This window comes from Jannaschia sp. L-14R, assembly GCF_056857695.1.
Map to the genome: position 1 here is coordinate 659687 of NZ_JBSXNP010000010.1, position 16750 is coordinate 676436.

General features: G+C 64.1%; 21 protein-coding genes and 1 other RNA gene. 15 read left to right on the forward strand and 7 right to left on the reverse strand.

Features of this window, described 5'->3' with window-relative positions; translation table 11 throughout:
• Positions 1-14: 14 nt before the first annotated feature.
• The 5 genes from acuI to AC13C2_RS11595 are packed head-to-tail and all read right to left on the reverse strand — an operon-like array spanning position 15 to position 3982.
• The gene (gene acuI / locus AC13C2_RS11575) at positions 15-1004 is read right to left on the reverse strand and encodes an acryloyl-CoA reductase (RefSeq protein WP_482886894.1); all 990 of its coding nucleotides are present in this window, start codon (positions 1002-1004) and stop codon (positions 15-17) included.
• Complete coding sequence (locus tag AC13C2_RS11580) at positions 1001-2080, reverse strand: dimethylsulfoniopropionate demethylase (RefSeq protein ID WP_482886895.1); 1080 nt, start codon at positions 2078-2080, stop codon at positions 1001-1003. The genes acuI and AC13C2_RS11580 overlap by 4 nt, the downstream gene beginning before the upstream one ends.
• Positions 2077-2577: a DinB family protein gene (locus AC13C2_RS11585; RefSeq protein WP_482886896.1), complete on the reverse strand. Its 501-nt coding sequence runs from the start codon at positions 2575-2577 to the stop codon at positions 2077-2079. Before AC13C2_RS11585 ends, AC13C2_RS11580 begins: the two co-directional genes overlap by 4 nt.
• 11 nt (positions 2578-2588) lie before the next feature.
• Positions 2589-3275, reverse strand: coding sequence for a DUF1326 domain-containing protein (locus AC13C2_RS11590; protein ID WP_092762778.1), 687 nt, complete (start codon positions 3273-3275; stop codon positions 2589-2591).
• Positions 3272-3982, reverse strand: a complete 711-nt coding sequence (locus AC13C2_RS11595) for a DUF2182 domain-containing protein (protein WP_482886897.1) — start codon at positions 3980-3982, stop codon at positions 3272-3274. Before AC13C2_RS11595 ends, AC13C2_RS11590 begins: the two co-directional genes overlap by 4 nt.
• 88 nt (positions 3983-4070) lie before the next feature.
• On the opposite strand from AC13C2_RS11595, the gene AC13C2_RS11600 reads away from it, so the two are divergent.
• From AC13C2_RS11600 to AC13C2_RS11640, 9 genes are all read left to right on the forward strand, one after another.
• Positions 4071-4796 carry a FadR/GntR family transcriptional regulator gene (locus tag AC13C2_RS11600; RefSeq protein WP_423787115.1) on the forward strand — a complete coding sequence of 242 codons (726 nt, stop codon included), beginning with the start codon at positions 4071-4073 and terminating at the stop codon, positions 4794-4796.
• A gap of 82 nt (positions 4797-4878) precedes the next feature.
• Complete coding sequence (locus AC13C2_RS11605) at positions 4879-5928, forward strand: extracellular solute-binding protein (protein ID WP_092762780.1); 1050 nt, start codon at positions 4879-4881, stop codon at positions 5926-5928.
• Positions 5929-6016: 88 nt separating this feature from the next.
• The gene (locus AC13C2_RS11610; RefSeq protein ID WP_175495848.1) at positions 6017-6367 is read left to right on the forward strand and encodes a DUF4345 family protein; all 351 of its coding nucleotides are present in this window, start codon (positions 6017-6019) and stop codon (positions 6365-6367) included.
• Positions 6360-6712, forward strand: a transfer-messenger RNA (tmRNA) gene (gene ssrA, locus AC13C2_RS11615). Before AC13C2_RS11610 ends, ssrA begins: the two co-directional genes overlap by 8 nt.
• Positions 6713-6951: 239 nt before the next feature.
• Positions 6952-7431 (forward strand): SspB family protein, encoded by a 480-nt coding sequence (locus tag AC13C2_RS11620; protein ID WP_092762782.1) that lies wholly within the window; start codon positions 6952-6954, stop codon positions 7429-7431.
• A 156-nt stretch (positions 7432-7587) separates the two neighbouring features.
• The gene (locus tag AC13C2_RS11625; RefSeq protein ID WP_092762784.1) at positions 7588-8145 is read left to right on the forward strand and encodes a class I SAM-dependent methyltransferase; all 558 of its coding nucleotides are present in this window, start codon (positions 7588-7590) and stop codon (positions 8143-8145) included.
• 85 nt (positions 8146-8230) lie between these two features.
• A complete protein-coding gene (gene fumC, locus AC13C2_RS11630) occupies positions 8231-9622 on the forward strand; it encodes a class II fumarate hydratase (RefSeq protein WP_482886898.1) in 1392 nt (463 codons plus the stop codon).
• Entirely contained in the window at positions 9619-9795 is a 177-nt protein-coding gene (locus tag AC13C2_RS11635; protein WP_092762788.1) for a DUF4169 family protein, read from the forward strand. Before fumC ends, AC13C2_RS11635 begins: the two co-directional genes overlap by 4 nt.
• Positions 9792-10055, forward strand: coding sequence for a ribbon-helix-helix domain-containing protein (locus tag AC13C2_RS11640; protein WP_092762790.1), 264 nt, complete (start codon positions 9792-9794; stop codon positions 10053-10055). The genes AC13C2_RS11635 and AC13C2_RS11640 overlap by 4 nt, the downstream gene beginning before the upstream one ends.
• Here the strand turns inward: AC13C2_RS11640 and aroB are convergent.
• Positions 10052-11146: a 3-dehydroquinate synthase gene (gene aroB / locus AC13C2_RS11645; RefSeq protein WP_092762792.1), complete on the reverse strand. Its 1095-nt coding sequence runs from the start codon at positions 11144-11146 to the stop codon at positions 10052-10054. The two genes, AC13C2_RS11640 and aroB, sit on opposite strands and share 4 nt — an antisense overlap.
• A gap of 7 nt (positions 11147-11153) precedes the next feature.
• Complete coding sequence (locus AC13C2_RS11650; protein ID WP_245737593.1) at positions 11154-11735, reverse strand: shikimate kinase; 582 nt, start codon at positions 11733-11735, stop codon at positions 11154-11156.
• A gap of 106 nt (positions 11736-11841) precedes the next feature.
• Between AC13C2_RS11650 and AC13C2_RS11655 the strand changes: the two genes are divergently transcribed.
• The 6 genes from AC13C2_RS11655 to AC13C2_RS11680 all read left to right on the forward strand — a co-directional run bounded on the left by AC13C2_RS11655 (position 11842) and on the right by AC13C2_RS11680 (position 16748).
• Positions 11842-11970: a hypothetical protein gene (locus AC13C2_RS11655; protein WP_281243217.1), complete on the forward strand. Its 129-nt coding sequence runs from the start codon at positions 11842-11844 to the stop codon at positions 11968-11970.
• Positions 11960-13486: a hypothetical protein gene (locus AC13C2_RS11660; protein WP_092762794.1), complete on the forward strand. Its 1527-nt coding sequence runs from the start codon at positions 11960-11962 to the stop codon at positions 13484-13486. The genes AC13C2_RS11655 and AC13C2_RS11660 overlap by 11 nt, the downstream gene beginning before the upstream one ends.
• Positions 13483-14418, forward strand: coding sequence for a site-specific tyrosine recombinase XerD (locus tag AC13C2_RS11665; RefSeq protein ID WP_482886899.1), 936 nt, complete (start codon positions 13483-13485; stop codon positions 14416-14418). Before AC13C2_RS11660 ends, AC13C2_RS11665 begins: the two co-directional genes overlap by 4 nt.
• Before the next feature lie 79 nt (positions 14419-14497).
• Positions 14498-15811: an HlyC/CorC family transporter gene (locus AC13C2_RS11670; protein WP_482886900.1), complete on the forward strand. Its 1314-nt coding sequence runs from the start codon at positions 14498-14500 to the stop codon at positions 15809-15811.
• A gap of 197 nt (positions 15812-16008) precedes the next feature.
• On the forward strand, positions 16009-16323 hold the full coding sequence (locus AC13C2_RS11675; RefSeq protein ID WP_424338094.1) for an ArsR/SmtB family transcription factor: 315 nt from the start codon (positions 16009-16011) through the stop codon (positions 16321-16323).
• Complete coding sequence (locus AC13C2_RS11680) at positions 16320-16748, forward strand: SRPBCC family protein (protein WP_482886901.1); 429 nt, start codon at positions 16320-16322, stop codon at positions 16746-16748. The genes AC13C2_RS11675 and AC13C2_RS11680 overlap by 4 nt, the downstream gene beginning before the upstream one ends.
• Positions 16749-16750: the final 2 nt, after the last annotated feature.

The following is a 16750-nucleotide window of genomic DNA, read 5'->3' on the forward strand; positions in this document are numbered from 1 at the left end:
CCTATGACGCAGCGTCAGGCATTCACGTCGACGACCACACGTCCCCGAACCTGACCCTTCAGGATATCGGCGCCGGTTCGCGGCAGGTCCTCCAGCGTCTTCTCGACGATCATCGCCTCCAGCTTGTCCATCGGCAGCAGTTCGGCCAAACGATCCCAGGCCCGGACCCGGTTTTCATATGGCTGCAGCACGCTGTCGATGCCCAGAAGGTTAACACCCCGCAACAGGAACGGGATTACCGTTGCGGGCAACGATGCGCCGCCGGCCAGTCCAACTGCCGCAACACTGGCCCCATATTCCATCTGACCCAGCAGTCGCGCCAGCATCGCGCCACCGACCGCATCGACGCAGCCACCCCATGTCTCGCCCTCCAGCGGACGCTTGACGGTTTCTGCCAGGTCTTCGCGCGGGATAATCTGCGTGGCCCCCAGCGAAGTCAGATATTCTGCCTGTTCAGGCCGTCCGGTGACGGCGGCAACCTGCTTGCCCATCGCCGACAGCAGCGCGACCGCAACGGATCCGACACCACCTGCGGCCCCGGTGACCAGAACCGGCCCGGCCTTGATTCCGTGATCTTCCAGCGCCTGGACCGCCAACATGGCGGTAAACCCCGCTGTGCCGACCGCCATCGCCTGCCGTGTGGTCAGCCCCTTGGGCAGCGGCACCAGCCAGTCGGCCCGGACGCGGGCCTTCTGGGAATAGCCGCCCCAATGCGCTTCGCCGACCCGCCAGCCGGTCAGGACGACCTTGTCGCCCGTTTTGTACCGGTCGTCAGACGACGCCTCGACCGTGCCGGCGAAGTCGATGCCCGGCACATGCGGATAGTTGCGGACCAGCCCGCCGCCCGGCCCGATGCACAGCCCGTCCTTGTAGTTCACCGTCGAATATTCGACCGCGACGGTAACCTCCGCCTCGGGCAGATCGGCCAGCGTCAGATCCTGAACCGAAGCCGAGGTCCCCTGATCTTCCTTTTCGACGACCAGCGCCTTGAATGTCTCGCTCATTTCCAGAACCTCTCCTGTATCGTGGCCGCAATCTCGCCGTCCTGCGTCACGCAGGTCAGCCGATCGCCCGGCTCCCAGTTCATTCCGACCATACCGATCGCCACACCGCATTGAAACTCGTCCGACCACGCCGCAGACCGGATGCGACCGGCCTGCACATCGCCGTCCATCAACGGCCATTCCCGGTCGCAGACCGGCGGTGCGCCCTCCAACTCAACGGCTACGATCTTGCGCGACGCGACATGCGCCCGCAACGCCGCGCCCCCGATGCAATCGAACCGCTGGACATAGCGCCCCAGCCCTGCCTCGAACGGGGTGTCGGCGCGGGTCATGTCGTTGCCATAGGACAGCATCCCGCCCTCGATCCGTTCGGGGCCACTGGGGCATCCGGCGCGGATATCGAATGGCTGCCCTTTGGACATCAGCGTGTCCCACAGCGTCGTCGCCAGCGCCGGATCGGTCACGTAGATCTCGAACCCGCCCTGTTTGGAATAGCCCGAGCGTGCGACCAGAACCTTGCCGTTCTCAAATGGCAGCCATTTGAAACCGAAGAACGGGATGTCCCGCGTGTCTTCGCCAAACACCTCGGCGGCCAGATCACCGGCCCACGGCCCCTGCACGGCCAGTATCTGAACGTCAGGTTCGGATACGGACACATCGTATCCGGTCCCCATCGCCACCCCTTCGACCCAAAGCGCGAGGTCGCTGTCGGCCAGCGAAATCCACCATACCCCCGGAAACGGTTGCAACGCGACCGGGTCGTTGAGCATCCCGCCGTTCACATCGCAGATCGGGACATAGGCGCATTTGCCCGGTTTGATCCGGTCCAGATCGCGCGGGGTCAGGCGCTGCATCAGCTTGGTCGCGTCCGGCCCTTCGATGCGGATCTGACGCTCGCAGGCGACATCCCAGACCTGAACCGCAGACTTCAGGTGACGGCAATCCTCGGACGGGCTTTCGAACACGACGGGCAGCAAGGTCTTGTTATAGACCGTAAAGGCAGACACTCCCGCCGCCTCGACCGCATCGGTCCACCACGTTCGGCGCAGCCGGTTCGAGGGCGCGAGCGCCGTCATTGGACGTCACGCAGAAAGATCAGGTCGGTCGTCGGCGTCTCCCGCCCCATGGCCGTGAGCATGGCGTGGACCTGCCCGCGGTGGTGCGTTGCGTGGTTGAAAACATGCGTGACGACAAAATCGCGCCGCGCCGTCTGCGGCCCGAACAGCCCGGACACCCAGTCGAGGTCGCCGGACAGATCCGTTTCGGAAAGCCCGCCCGCCCAGGCGGTCAACTCTGCATCGGCGCCGATGCGCATCGCGGCCCAGTCAACCCGCGTCGAGGCGATGTCACGCCCACCCGGCGTGGCTTCGGGTGCGGGACGGGACGCCAGTCGCGAAAGCCAGATCAGGTCCGCCCAGAGGATGTGGTTGAGCGTCGCGCCCAAGGACCCGAAAAACGCGCCCCGGTCCGCCCACCACGCGGCCTCGTCCAGATCGGAGGTCAGGTCCGCATAGGCCACGTTCTGCTGCGCCCCGAACCGCACCATCATGCGCACCCATTCCGGTGAGATCATCGGTGTCTCCATCACCGGGCGACCTCGGGTCCGGACCAGTCGATCTGACAGATTTCGGCGCTGCGCCCATCGAAGTCCCAGACACGGCCAAAGGCGCGCACCCGGCCCTTGGTGGCGGTGGCGACGGTGATGTCGCTGCCCATCCAGTATTCGGTATTGGTGGCGACGATATCGCGCTCGGGGTCCTTGCCCTTGACCGGCACCACCTCGCCCTGAATCTTCTTGCCGACCATCAGGCGACGGGACTTGCCTTCGGTCTCATAGGTGATCGCCGCGCGTTCGGCCCCGAGGAATTCGCTGACCAGCAGCTTGAAAAGACCTGTCGTTCCCTTGGCCCGGCCCGAAAATATCTCGATCAGACCCAGATAGGCGGCCTGGGTTGCACGGTCGTCGATGAACGCCGCCGCCTTCCAGTTGCCGCGCGCCATAAGACCAGGAATTTCCAGGAGAAGCCCCACGTTCAGACCCGACAGATCGGTGTCACCGTAATGTCCGCTGTCGATGCGGATGCCCGACCACGCCTGACAATAGCCTTCGGTCGGGGCGTGTTTGCCCAGAGACACGACGCAAGGGCAGAAGACCGTGCAATTGCAGTTCAGGATCAGCTCGCCCTTGATCGCCCAAGGCGTCTGGGCGGCCCCTTGCGGACGGGCTTGCGGGTGGCGGCTCGACAAGGCGGGCGCGGCGATCTTGGTCATATCGTTCCTCCGATCAGATAGCCCGCGCCGGTCAGACAGGCGAGGCCGATTGCGCGCGGCACCCAGGCCCCGCGTGTTAATTTTTCCAATACCATCAACAAGGTGGCCAATGCCATGAAGCCCAGATTCATCGCGCCGCCGACCAACCCGAGCGCCATCAGCGCCCAGCAGCAGCCCAGACAGGTCGCGCCCAGACGCAGGCCCATGCGCAGCGGTCCTTCGTCCCAATGGTTCATGAAAAACGTCAGCGGCTGGCGACATTTCGACAGGCAGGCGTCCTTGACGGCCGAAAACTGGTAGGCCCCCGCAAGGGTCAATAGCGCAGCGGCGAGCCAGGCCCCTTCCAGCACACCGGCGCGCGACAGGACGAGTTGCGCCACGGCGGCAACACCCGAAAAACCCACCCAGACAACGAGATAGCCCGTGACCAGCCGCCCCCCGCCGCCCGTGCCCTGGGAGTCGGCGATGTCGTCATGCGTGGCGAAGGCGGGCAAAGCGGTCGGCAACATCATCGCCGCCGACATGATCAGCCACATCGCGAAAGCCCCGGCCACCCCCACGGCATCGACCGGCAGGCGAAACATGTCGTGAAGGGCCATCGCCCACCCGTTATCGACGCCGATCAGGAAAACAGCGGCCCATGCCAGCAATAGCCCGGCATAAAGCGCCAGCCAGTGCGGTGCGGTCATGCGTGACAGATGCCTCATCAACCGCCCTCCCCAGCCGCTTGATCCGTTGCCGATTCACCCATATCAAATGTCAGACATTTAAAAGTCAGACAATTGGATTCTGCCGGTGCCGACGAAGACCCCTCCCGCGAAATCGATTTCGCTGTCCATCTCGGACCGGCTGGCCGCGCGGATCGCGGATGGCGACCTGATGGCGGGCGATCGCCTTCCCTCCGAAGCGGAGCTTGCGCTGCAATTCGACTGTTCCCGCGCAACGGTGCGCGAGGCGTTGAAGCGGCTGGCCGCCAAGAACCTGATCCGCACCGCGCGCGGCCATTCCGGCGGCGCTTTCGTGGCCGACCTGACCTATGCCGCGGCACTGGATTCGCATGTCGCGACATCCATGCTGTTGCTGTCGATGAATGCCGTCGATTTCCAGACCGCCGCCGAGGCGCGGTTCGCCCTGGAACGCGCCTGCGTCGATCTGGCGGTCGCGCAGCACGACCGCGCCGACCTGCGCGCCCTGAAAGATGCGATCAACCGTCTGGCCAGCCGCTGCACCGACGAGGCGTTCTGCGCCGCCGACGTCGCGTTTCACCGGGCGCTGGTCGATGCGGGGCACAACCCGGTGCTGTCGTATCAACTGGCGGGCGCGGTCGAGGCGATGCAGCCGCTGATGAACATGATCACCTATGCCGACCGCGACCGCGAGACGATCATCCGCTTGTATCGCCGTATAGCCGGGGCCCTGCAGGCGCGGGATGCGGGCGAAGTCAGGCATGTTCTGGACGAGCTGGAGGCCCTGATGATCGCTTTGTTTCAACGGGGACAGGCGCGGCGGGCGCGGCGCTAGAGATCTGCCCGACAGGCGCTAGACATTCCGTGCGACAGGTCGCAACCTCCGGGCAAAACATCCAACCTCGGGAGCTATATACATGACCTTACGCCTTGCCCTTCTGACCACCACAGTGACCGGTGCCGCGACGCTGGCCGCCCTGCCCGCCGGTGCCCAGAGCCTGACGGTCTTCGACTATTCCGGCTTCGAAGACCCGGCCTTCCACTCGGCCTATATCGAGGCCAATGGTGCCGGTCCGGACTTCGCTTTCTTCGGCGACGAGGAGGAGGCATTCCAGAAACTGTCGTCGGGATATAACGAGCCGGGTGTCACGCACATCTGCGCGGGCTCCGTCACCAAGTTCGTCGAATCCGGCCTGATCGAGCCATGGGACCTGTCGAAGATCACGGAATGGGATAACCTGAGCCGCGATCTGACTGGCCAGAAAGTCGGGGACGATGGCGATGTGTATTTCGTGCCCGTGGACTATGGGTCCACCGCGATCGCCTATAACGCCGACGAAGTACCGGCCGAAGACGTCGCGTCGCTCGATGTCTTTCTGAACCCGGAATACCAGGGCCGCATGTCCCTGCCCGACAATGTCGACGACGCCTATGCGCTGGCCTATCTGGCGACCGGCACCACCGACTGGTCGAACGCCACCGACGCACAATTCGACGCGGCATCCGAGTGGCTCCGCAAGGCACACGTCAACCTGCGGACCTACTGGACCGACCCGGCGGAGCTGTCGCAGCTTCTGTCCTCGGGCGAGGTTCTGGTAAGCTGGGCCTGGAACGAGACGCTTCCGACGATGGCCGACGAGGGCTTTCCCATCGGCTTCCAGCGCGAGGCGGCCGAAGGGTCATCGCTCTGGCTGTGCGGCTACGTCAACATGAAGGACAGTACGTCGGACGAACAACTGGGCTATGACTATGTGAATGCGATGCTGGATGCGTCTTCGACCGTGCCGCTGCTGGAGGCGGGATACGGCCAGTCGAACCTGCCCGCGATGGAAGGTCAGGGCGAGGAAGCGCTGACCGCCTCCGGTCTTGGCACCATCGACGCACCGGTGCTGGCGCAGCTTCCGATGGACGGGCAGTTGCGCCAGAAACAGGCCGAGACCTTCGAGCGGATCAAGGCCGGATTCTGATCGGACGGCCAACCCCGTAACACATGCCCTGCCGGACCTTTCGGCAGGGCTTTTGTTCAAGACGAACGCATCTGACCGGAGACCCGCCATGGCCGACATACTCAACCTCCTCCTGGCCCTCGCCACCATTGGTTTCGGGGCCGCAGGCTGGTTGGCCCCCCGCTGGACGATGGAAAAGGTCGACCTGCGCGACGGCGGGTCGACCATGGGCCTGTCGGAAGTGCGCGCGGCCTCGGGCGCGCTGTTCGTCGTGGCCGGGGTAGGTGCGATTCTGATCGGATTTCCGGCAGCCTATGCCATGTTGGGATTCGTCTGGGGCGGCGGCGCCCTTGGTCGGGCGACGTCTTTGCTGCTCGATGGGCGGACGACACGGAAATGGGGGTTCTTCGGCACCGAAATCGTGTTCGCAGTGCTTCTTCTGGGCATCAACCTGACTTGAATCGGACCACGGAACAGACTATGTTCACTTTGTCTTCTTCGGAGGACTATGGCGATAAACGCGCCCGTAATAAGCGGATCGGACCCGGGGGCGGTACCCGGCGACTCCACCATACATCCCGTATTGGGGGATCATGGGGTCGAAACAGGATCGACGGACGTCTAAAGGGGTAATGCTTTCGCTCGGTGAGTTACCACCGTTATCGGTACAAAATGTACAGTTGCCAATATCAACCGTGCTCCGGTCGCCGTCGCAGCGTAAGCTGCGTCGAGACCGAAACTTAAGCCCTTGCGCCTAGCAGCGTAAGGCGGGGTTCGCAGGCACCTGGCAACAGAAGCCTGCACTTCTACCCCCTTGCGTTTTCGAGATGAAACGGCGTCCAAAACCCTGGCGCCGCCTTTCGCTTGCGCGAAAAACGTTGAGGCAACAGAAGCCTGCACTTATCAACACCGGGCTTGCCCGGACCCGAAGGTCTGGTGGCTTGATATGACCTTTGTTGCATATCGCCGCTTTCCACCCGACCTGCCCTTGCCGCTCCTCCGCCGCTCTGTTCTACTTTTCCCAGGCGACACACCGAGGGGCCAATGACAGATTCATCTGCGACGATCGACTACGGCACGCTGATGCACGATGCCATGCGCGACCTCATCAAACGGGTATTTCTCCGCGTGGCCGAACAGGGTTTGCCGGGCGACCACCATTTTTTCATCTCGTTCGACACCAATTTCGACGGCGTCGAAATCGCGGCGTGGCTGCGGGACCGCTATCCCGACGACATGACCATCGTGTTACAGCACTGGTACGACAACCTGGATGTGCGGGATGACGGGTTTTCCGTGACGCTCAATTTCGGAGACAGTCAGGAAACCCTGACCGTGCCCTGGGCGGCGATGAAGACCTTCGTCGATCCGTCCGTCGAATTCGGTTTCCGGTTCGAGCGGCATGAAGATGACGACCCCGACGGCCCCGATGACGGAGATGAGGCCCCCTTCGCCGAGCTTGAGGAAGAACCTGCACCGCGCCAGGATGCCGAAGTCGTCAGCCTGGATCGCTTCCGCAAATAGGCCGGACCCGAAGACCCGACACGAAGGCCGGATCCGGAGATTGCGCGATCACGTCTTTGTAGATCGTCCCAAGATGTATTGACGTCCGACATTTTGCCCCACAACTCAGCAGTCGGTTCGTTCGGCGTGGGCGACGTATCTTACAGGGATCATCTGATGTCGCTGCACCTCTCCCAGTTTCTCGGACAGATCCTTGCGCGACCCCAGGAAGTCGGTGCGATCCTGCCATCTTCGAGCTACCTGGGCCGGGAAATGACCGATGGACTCGGTGTCGGGACAGGTCCGGTGATAGAACTGGGTCCTGGTCCCGGTGCGATTACCCAGGCCATATTGGGCCGCGGCGTGCCCGCATCGGACATCCACGCGGTCGAGATGAACCCTACGTTCTGCGACATCCTGGCCCGCCGGTGTCCGGGCGTGCGGATCTATCCGGCCAGTGCCACGGACCTTGTGGCGCTGAATCTGCCGCGGGTCAGCACCATCGTTTCCAGCCTGCCCTTGCGGTCGATTCCCGCCGATGTGGTGCTGGCCATCATGGTGGCAGCGCATGACCGGCTGCTGCCGGGCGGTCGCATTCTGCAATTCACCTACGGAATGCGTCAGCCGGTGGCCTCGCAGACGCTGGACGAACTGGGCCTTGCCTGCATCGCCGGCCCCAAGGTCTGGCGCAACCTGCCCCCTGCGCGTGTCTTTTCCTTTCAGCGCGGTGTCTGACGGGCGTGTGCGCGCGGGCGATGGACCTGTGCGGCAGCCTTCGTTATGTCCGCCTCATCGAGATGACAGACCACCGGAGATCGTGATGACCGACATGCGCACCGAAACCGACAGCTTCGGCCCGCTGGAGGTGCCCTCCGACAAATACTGGGGCGCGCAGACGCAGCGGTCGATCCTGAACTTCCCCATCGGCTGGGAGCGTCAGCCCATCGCCATCGTGCGCGCGCTGGGTGTGGTCAAAAAGGCGGCGGCGGCCGTGAATTTCGGCTTCGGCGATCTGGACGCCAAGCGGGCGGGTGCAATCTCGGCCGCCGCGCAGGAAGTCATCGACGGCAAGTTCGACGACAATTTCCCGCTGGTCGTCTGGCAGACCGGATCGGGCACACAGTCGAACATGAACGCCAACGAGGTCATCTCGAACCGCGCCATTGAAATCCTGTCGGGTGTGATCGGCTCCAAGGATCCCGTGCATCCCAATGACCATTGCAACATGGGGCAGTCGTCCAACGACACCTTCCCGACCGCGATGCATGTCGCCATCGGCATGATGGCGCGCGATACGTTGCTGCCCGGTCTGCACAAGCTGCACCATGCGCTGGCCGCGAAATCGGATGAGTTCAAGGACATCATCAAGATCGGGCGCACGCACACGCAGGATGCCACGCCGCTGACTTTGGGGCAGGAATTCGGCGGCTATGCGCATCAGGTGAAAAAGGGGATCGAGCGGGTCGAAGCCTGCTTGTCCGATATCTATGAACTGGCGCAGGGCGGCACGGCGGTCGGCACCGGCCTTAACACCCGCAAGGGGTTCGCCGAGAAGGTCGCCGCGGAAATCGCTGAAATCACGGGACTTCCCTTCGTCACCGCCCCCAACAAGTTCGAGGCGCTGGCCGCCCATGACGCGATGGTCATGTTCTCCGGCGCACTCAGGACCGTTGCCGCCAGCCTGTTCAAGATCGCCAATGACATGCGTCTTCTTGGCTCCGGTCCACGGTCAGGGCTGGGCGAATTGATCCTGCCTGAAAACGAGCCGGGATCGTCGATCATGCCGGGTAAAGTGAACCCGACGCAGGCCGAGGCGCTGACCATGGTCTGCGCCCATGTCATGGGAAACGATGCCGCCGTCGGCTTTGCCGGATCGCAGGGCCATTTCGAGCTTAACGTCTATAACCCGATGATGTCCTACAATGTATTGCAGAGCATGCAGCTTCTGGGCGACGCGGCGGGCAGCTTCACCGACAACATGGTGGTGGGAACGAAAGCCAATATCGAACGCATCGACAAGCTGATGAAGGAGTCGCTGATGCTGGTGACGGCGCTGGCCCCCACCATCGGCTATGACAACGCCACCAAGGTTGCGAAGACGGCCCACAGGAACGGCACGACGCTGAAAGAAGAGGCACTGGCCATGGGTCTGGTGGACGAGGAAACCTTTGACCGGGTCGTCGATCCGAAATTGATGATCGGTCCGAAGTGACAGGCAAGGTCGTCTCCCTCTCCGCGGCCCGCAAGGCGCGCGACCGGGATGCGAAGAAGGTCCGGGCGGATGCGAATGCCGCCCGGTTCGGTCGCACCAGAGCCGAAAAGGACGTCGAAAAGGCGCAGGCCGACAAGGCGCAACGTCACGTCGATGACCACGAAATAGAATGACCGACGCACGACCCCGCAAACGATCGCTGACCCTGCATGGCCACCGCACATCGGTGTCGCTGGAGGAGGCGTTCTGGACCGCTTTCGTCGACATGGCGCGGGCCAAGGGCCTGTCGATCAACGCGCTGGCCGCGCAGATCGACCGGGACCGGGGCGTCAGTGCGGGACTGGCCTCGGCCATCCGGGTAGCGGTGTTGCGGGATCTGCAGCAGATGGCGGATGATCCGCGACGGGACGACGGCGACCGTTCCGGGCGCTAGGCCGACGCCCGCAGCACCCCGAGCACCGCATCCGCGGGCACGTCCGAAGTAACGAACGCCACACCAATACCGCGTGCCAGAACGAAGCGCAGCGTGCCATCCACGACTTTCTTGTCCTGCCCCATCAATGCCAGAAGCCCCTCCGGCCCCGGCAGGTCGCCGGGAATGTCGCGCAGGTCGCGGGACAGGCCCATCGTCTGCAAATGCGCCCGCACACGGCTGGGATCTTCCTGCGAACACAGGCCCAGACGCCACGACAGCTCGAACGCCAGGGCACAGCCGATGGCGACGCCCTCCCCGTGCAGCAGACGGTCGCCGAACCCGGTCGCCGCCTCCAGCGCGTGACAGAACGTGTGACCCAGGTTGAGCAACGCGCGATCCCCCTGTTCGGTCTCGTCGCGTGCGACGATATCGGCCTTCATCTGCACCGAATGACGCACGGCCTGCACCCGCAATGCGGCGTCGTCCGCCAGACGGGGCGCGTTGTCCTCCAGCCATTCGAAAAAATCCGCGTCGCCCAGCAACCCGTATTTCACCACTTCGCCATACCCGGCCCGGAAATCGCGCGGCGTCAGTGTGTCCAGCACGTCGACGTCCGCAATCACCAGCGACGGCTGATGAAAGGCGCCGACAAGGTTCTTGCCGTGCCGCGTGTTGATCCCGGTCTTGCCGCCGACCGACGAGTCCACCTGTGCCAGCAAAGACGTCGGCACCTGCACAAATCGCACGCCGCGCCGCAGGATCGCCGCGGCGAATCCCACCAGATCGCCGATCACGCCGCCGCCCAGGGCCACCACCACATCGCCGCGTTCGCATTTCTGGTCCAGCAACCATTCGACCACCTGCGTCAAACCGGCCCAGCCCTTGGTCGCCTCGCCCGGTTCCAGCAACAATGCGGGGGCCTCGATGTCGCCCAGACCGTTCTGCAACCGATCCAGATGCAGCCCCGCCACCCGCCGCTCGGACACGACGAAGACGCGGGGACGGCCCAGCAACGGCGCGATCAGATCGCCCGCCTGCGCGAACAACCCCTGCCCGACGTGCACGTCATATGCCCGGTCCCCCAAAGGAACATGTACGATGTCGGTCATTCAGGCCTCATGTCAGGATGGCGGCGTCTTGCAGGGCGGCGATGACGCGATCGACCATCTGCGCGATCGACAGTCCCGGCACGGACTGAACCGTCAGGCTGGCCTCTGAATAGGAGTCTGTACGCTCGGCCAGCAGGGCCAGCAATGTCGCTTTCGGATCGTCGGTCATCAAAAGCGGGCGCGTGGTGCGGTGCTTCACCCGCGACCAGAGCAGTTCGCCGTCCGCCTTCAACCAGACCGACACGCCCGACTTGCCTATGACGCCACGGTTTTCAGGGCGCAGAAACGCCCCGCCCCCGGTCGAGAGGATACCCGGACCCTGTTCCAGCAGACGGCGCAGAACCTCGCTCTCGCGGGCGCGGAAGAAGGCCTCGCCGTCGCGGTCGAAAATCTCCTGGATGGTCATGCGCGCGGCCGACTCCAGCGCCTCGTCGGTGTCGCGGAATGGCACGTTCAGACGGCTGGCAAGCGCGGTGCCGACAGCGGTCTTGCCGCAGCCCATCATGCCGACAAGCACGACCGGACGCGTCAGACTGAGGCCGGTCTCGGCGGTTACACGCCGTTCCGCTTGTCCCGCCTCTTCCGGCATCTTGTCGCCCATCGCCCGCATGACGTTTCCTTGACCTGTCGCTTGACCGATTGCCAACTATATCTCCGCCCGCCACAATGGATGCAATGATAACAGGCAGGCAGGCATGTTCCGATTTTTAAAATACCTTCTAATTCTGCTCGTGCTCGGCACGATCGGACTATTCGGATATTCCTATCTGATGGAGCCCGAGACAGCCCCGGTCAGCACCACGATCGAAATCGATGCGGGGTGATCGGCGGCTGGCCTGCGCAGGTCTTGCACTGATCGCAGGGCTGCTTCCAATGGCCGTCGCCGCGCAGGGCGCACCCGAATCGGCAATTCCCTGGCTGTCCGACAGTCTGGCCGCGCCGCAAGCCTCTTCCACCATGGACGAACCTGTGGCTGTCCCCCTGACCGGCCCGGAAGTCACTGTCATGCCGCTGGGACAGACGCGGCGCGACGCCGTGGGTCTTTTGTCGACCCGCCTGACCGGTCTGCCGCGCGATGCCGTGGCCGGATCCGATCCGGAACGAATTGCCGACCTGATCCAGACTCTGCCGGGGGACGCCATACCGGCGATGCAGGATCTGGCGCTGATGCTGATGCTGGCCGAACTGGACCCGCCCCGCGCCGCCGGGGACACCGACAGGTTGTTTTTCGCGCGCATCGACGGGCTGTTGCGCTTCGGTGCGCTGGATCAGGCGCAGGCGTTGCTGGAACGTGCAGGCGCGACCGATCCCGAAGCCTTCCGGCGGTGGTGGGACACGTCGCTGCTGACCGGTTTCGACACCCGCGCCTGCGATGCGATGACCGCCAATCCGGGCGTCGCGCCCACCCTGCCCGCGCGCATCTTCTGCCTGTCTCGATCGGGCGACTGGGCCGCCGCCGCCCTGACGCTGGACACCGGGCGCGCGTTGGGGATGATCACCGACGAGGAAGACGCGCTGCTGGCCAACTTTCTCGACCCCGAATTGTTCGAGGGACTGCCGCCACCGGTTCCGCCACGTCCGATGACTCCGCTGGCGTTCCGTTTGCTGGACGGCATCGGCGAGACGCCTCCGACGCTGGACCTGCCACTGGCCTTCGCGGTTGCCGATCTGCGGCCCACGACCGGCTGGAAATCCCAGATCGAAGCGGCGGAACGTCTGGTTCGCGCCCGCGCGCTGGACCCGAACCGGCTACTGGCGCTCTATACCGAAGGGCGTCCGTCCGCGTCGGGCGGCGTCTGGGACCGGGCCGCCTCGATCCAGAAACTGGACACCGCACTGATCGCCGGCGATCCTGTGGCGGTAGCCAGCGCGCTGCCACAGGCAGTGGCACGCATGCGGGAGGCCGGACTGCTGGTGCCTTTTGCAGATCTCTATGGCGAGCGGCTGTCGCAGGTCAGGCTGAACGGTTCGGCGGCGGATCTGGCCCTGCGCGTCGGATTGCTGTCGCCCGCCTACAAACGCGTCGCCCGCGACGCGAGTCCGACCCTGCCGCGCGACGCCTTCGCCGTCGCCATTGCACAGGACGACTTCGCTGCGCCCCCCCCGCCCGGAAATCTGATGCAGGCCATTTCAGACGGGCTGACGGGCCCGGCCCCCGACCGTCTGACCCGTATGGCCCAAGGCGAACGGCTGGCCGAGGCCCTGCTGGAAGCGGCGAGCCTGCTGTCGGGCGGTGCCCAGGCCGATCCGCAGGATATCGCCGATGCGCTGGCGTTCTTCAGGTCTGTCGGACTGTTGGACGTGGCCCGGCGCACGGCTCTGCAACTGCTGCTGGCATGAGCGGCGACGGCAGTGCTTGGGTCGACCTGTTCCTTGAAGCGCAGGCGGCGGAACGCGGTGCCGCCCTGAACTCGCTGATGGCCTATCGCCGTGATCTGGACGCCTATGCCGCCCATCTGGAAGCGCGTGGCCATGGGGTCGGCACCGCCACCCGGACCCAGATCGAGGCCTTTCTGATCGCCTGCGAGGCCGAAGGTCTGGCCGCTTCGACCCGCGCGCGGCGCCTGTCCGCAATTCGGGGCCTTTACCGCTTCGCGCACGAGGAAGGGCTGCGCGACGACGATCCGGCGATCCGCATCACCGGCCCGCAAAAGCCGAAATCCCTGCCGAAAACCCTGTCGGAGGCGGACGTCGATGCCCTGCTGTCGGCGGCGGAGGACATGGGAGAGACCGAGGCCGAGCGCCTGCGCGACACCTGCCTGATGCAACTTCTCTATGCGACGGGCATGCGCGTGTCGGAGCTTATCGGCCTGCCGGTTTCCGCCGCGCGGGGCGATCCCCGGATGCTTCTGGTGCGCGGCAAGGGCGGCAAGGAACGCATGGTCCCGCTGTCGCCCGCTGCCCGCGATGCGATGGCCGCATGGCTTGCGCACCGCGACACCGAACAGGCGCGTGCGAAGATCGACAGCGGCGCGCCCGCCTCGCCGCATCTGTTCCCGTCGCGGGGCAAGGCCGGACACCTGACCCGCGTCTGGTTTCACAGTCGTATCAAAGCGTTGTCTGCCTTCGCCATGCTTGACCCCAACCGGGTCAGCCCGCATGTTCTGCGTCATGCCTTCGCCACGCATCTGCTGGCGGGCGGTGCCGATCTGCGGGCGATCCAGACCATGCTGGGGCATGCCGATATCTCGACGACCGAAATCTATACGCATGTTCTGGAAAGCCGCCTGAAGGAGCTGGTGCTGACGCATCATCCGCTGGCGCGGGAATAAGCGACGCAACAGGGGATATTTATGCCAAGAGGAAGTGACGCCCATTGCCGCAGGTGCAGGGGCCGCGCATAACTCCGACATGGAAAACACTATCGACACGATCAACTGGGGCGCGACCTGGGGCACGGCGGCGGGCATCGTCCTGCTGCTGATCCTGTCGGCGTTCTTTTCGGGCAGCGAAACCGCCCTGACCGCCGCCAGTCGCGCCAAGCTGCGCAATCAGGCCGACAAGGGCAGCGCAGGGGCTTCCCGCGCACTTGCCGTGACCGAAGACAACGAACGTCTGATCGGCAGCGTCCTTCTGGGCAATAACATCGTCAACATCCTGTCGGCCTCTCTGGCGACCGCGCTGTTTACGACGCTGTTCGGGCAACAGGGCGTGGCCATCGCGACACTGGTAATGACGGCGCTGGTTCTGGTTTTCGCCGAGGTGCTGCCCAAGACCTATGCCATCACCAACCCCGAGTCGGCCGCATCGCGCGTCGCCCCGGCCATCGCCGTCGTGATCCGGGTGTTCAGTCCGATCGTCTCGGCTGTCCGGGCCTTCGTGCGTGTGGTTCTGGGGTTGTTCGGCGTCGACACCGACCCCGATAGCAACATCATGTCCGCGCACGAGGAAATCATGGGGGCCATCGCCCTGGGCCATACCGAAGGCAACGTCGAGAAGGAGGACCGCGACCGCCTGCTTGGCGCGCTGGACCTGGCCGACCGCTTCGTCGAGGAGATCATGCTGCACCGTTCCGGCATCGAGATGGTAAACGTCGATTCCGCGCCCGCCGCGATTCTGGACCAGTCGCTGGCCAGCCGTCACACCCGCCTGCCCGTCTATCGCGACGAGCCGGAGAACATTATCGGCGTTCTGCATTCCAAGGATCTGCTGCGGGCCATCGACCGTCTGGTCCGTGGGCAGGACGGTGGTATAGATGCGGTCGAACGTCTGGATGTGACGCAGGTGATGATGGAGCCGTATTTCATCCCCGAAACCACGACGCTGGACGATCAGATGCGTCAGTTTCTGCGCCGCCATACGCATTTCGCGCTGGTGGTGGACGAATACGGCGCGTTGCAGGGTCTGATCACTCTGGAGGATATTCTGGAGGAGATCGTGGGCGAGATCACCGACGAATACGACCACCCCGAGGAGCCGGAGCTGTTGCCGGAAGCCGATGGCAGCTATCTGATCGACGGTGCCATGACGATCCGCGATCTGAACCGCGCGACCGACTGGGGCCTGCCGGATGACGAGGCGAACACCGTTGCCGGTCTGGTCATTCACGAGGCGCAGACGATTCCCACCAAGGGTCAGGTATTCAGTTTCCATGGCTTCCGTTTCGAGGTCGCGTCCCGCGAGGCGAACCGGATCACGATGCTGCGGATCAGGCCCCTCAGGTGAGGCGTAAGGCAAGAAACTCTCTGCTTTGGAGGCGAGCGTAACCCTGTGCAGCGGCAGTGTCCGGTGACACCCTTGACATGATACCATAAGGTTTCATATATATTGATACCGAATGGTATTACGAAGGTGTCTGATATGCCCGAATTTCCCATCCTTGTCCGCATGATCCGTAGCGCCCAGGTCGAATCGGCGCGCCCATGACCGCGCAGGCCGCATTTCGCGCGTTGGCGGACCCGACCCGACGCGACATCCTGATGATGCTTGCACATCAGGACATGACCATCGCCGAGGTCGCCGAAAATTTCGACATGACCCGCGCAGCCGTCAAGAAGCACCTGTCCGTTCTGAGCGACGGCAATCTCATCACCGTGCGTCCGGAAGGTCGCGCCCGGATCAACACGCTGAACCCCCAGGGGCTGAAGCAGGTTTTCGACTGGTTCGGATATTTCGACGCCTTCTGGGACGACCGGCTTTCCCGCCTCAAGGCATCCATTGAAAAGGACATGCAATGACCGGCCATACGACGTCTGACCGAACCCTCCGGAAATCCATTTACCTGAGGGCCTCACCCGCACAGGTCTGGGCCTATCTGACCGAGCCTGACAAGCTGGCGATCTGGTTCCACAAGCCGGAGAAACCGCTGGTTGCGGGTCCATACGAGCTGTTCGGAACCGACAGCGGAGACAGGCTGATATGGGGCGAAGTTCTTCTGGCAGAACCCTATTCGCGTCTCGACTACAGCTTTACCGTCGCCCCGATGGGTGAGGCGACCAGCACGGTTCGCTGGCGACTGGAGGATGTCGCCGACGGAACCCGGCTGTCGATGACCCACGAAGGCTTGCCCGAAGGGGCAGCGGCGTTCGATCTGATCCTGGCGCTGGACAAGGGCTGGGACGATCATATGGCCCGGATGCGGCAGTCGCTGCACGATATCTGATG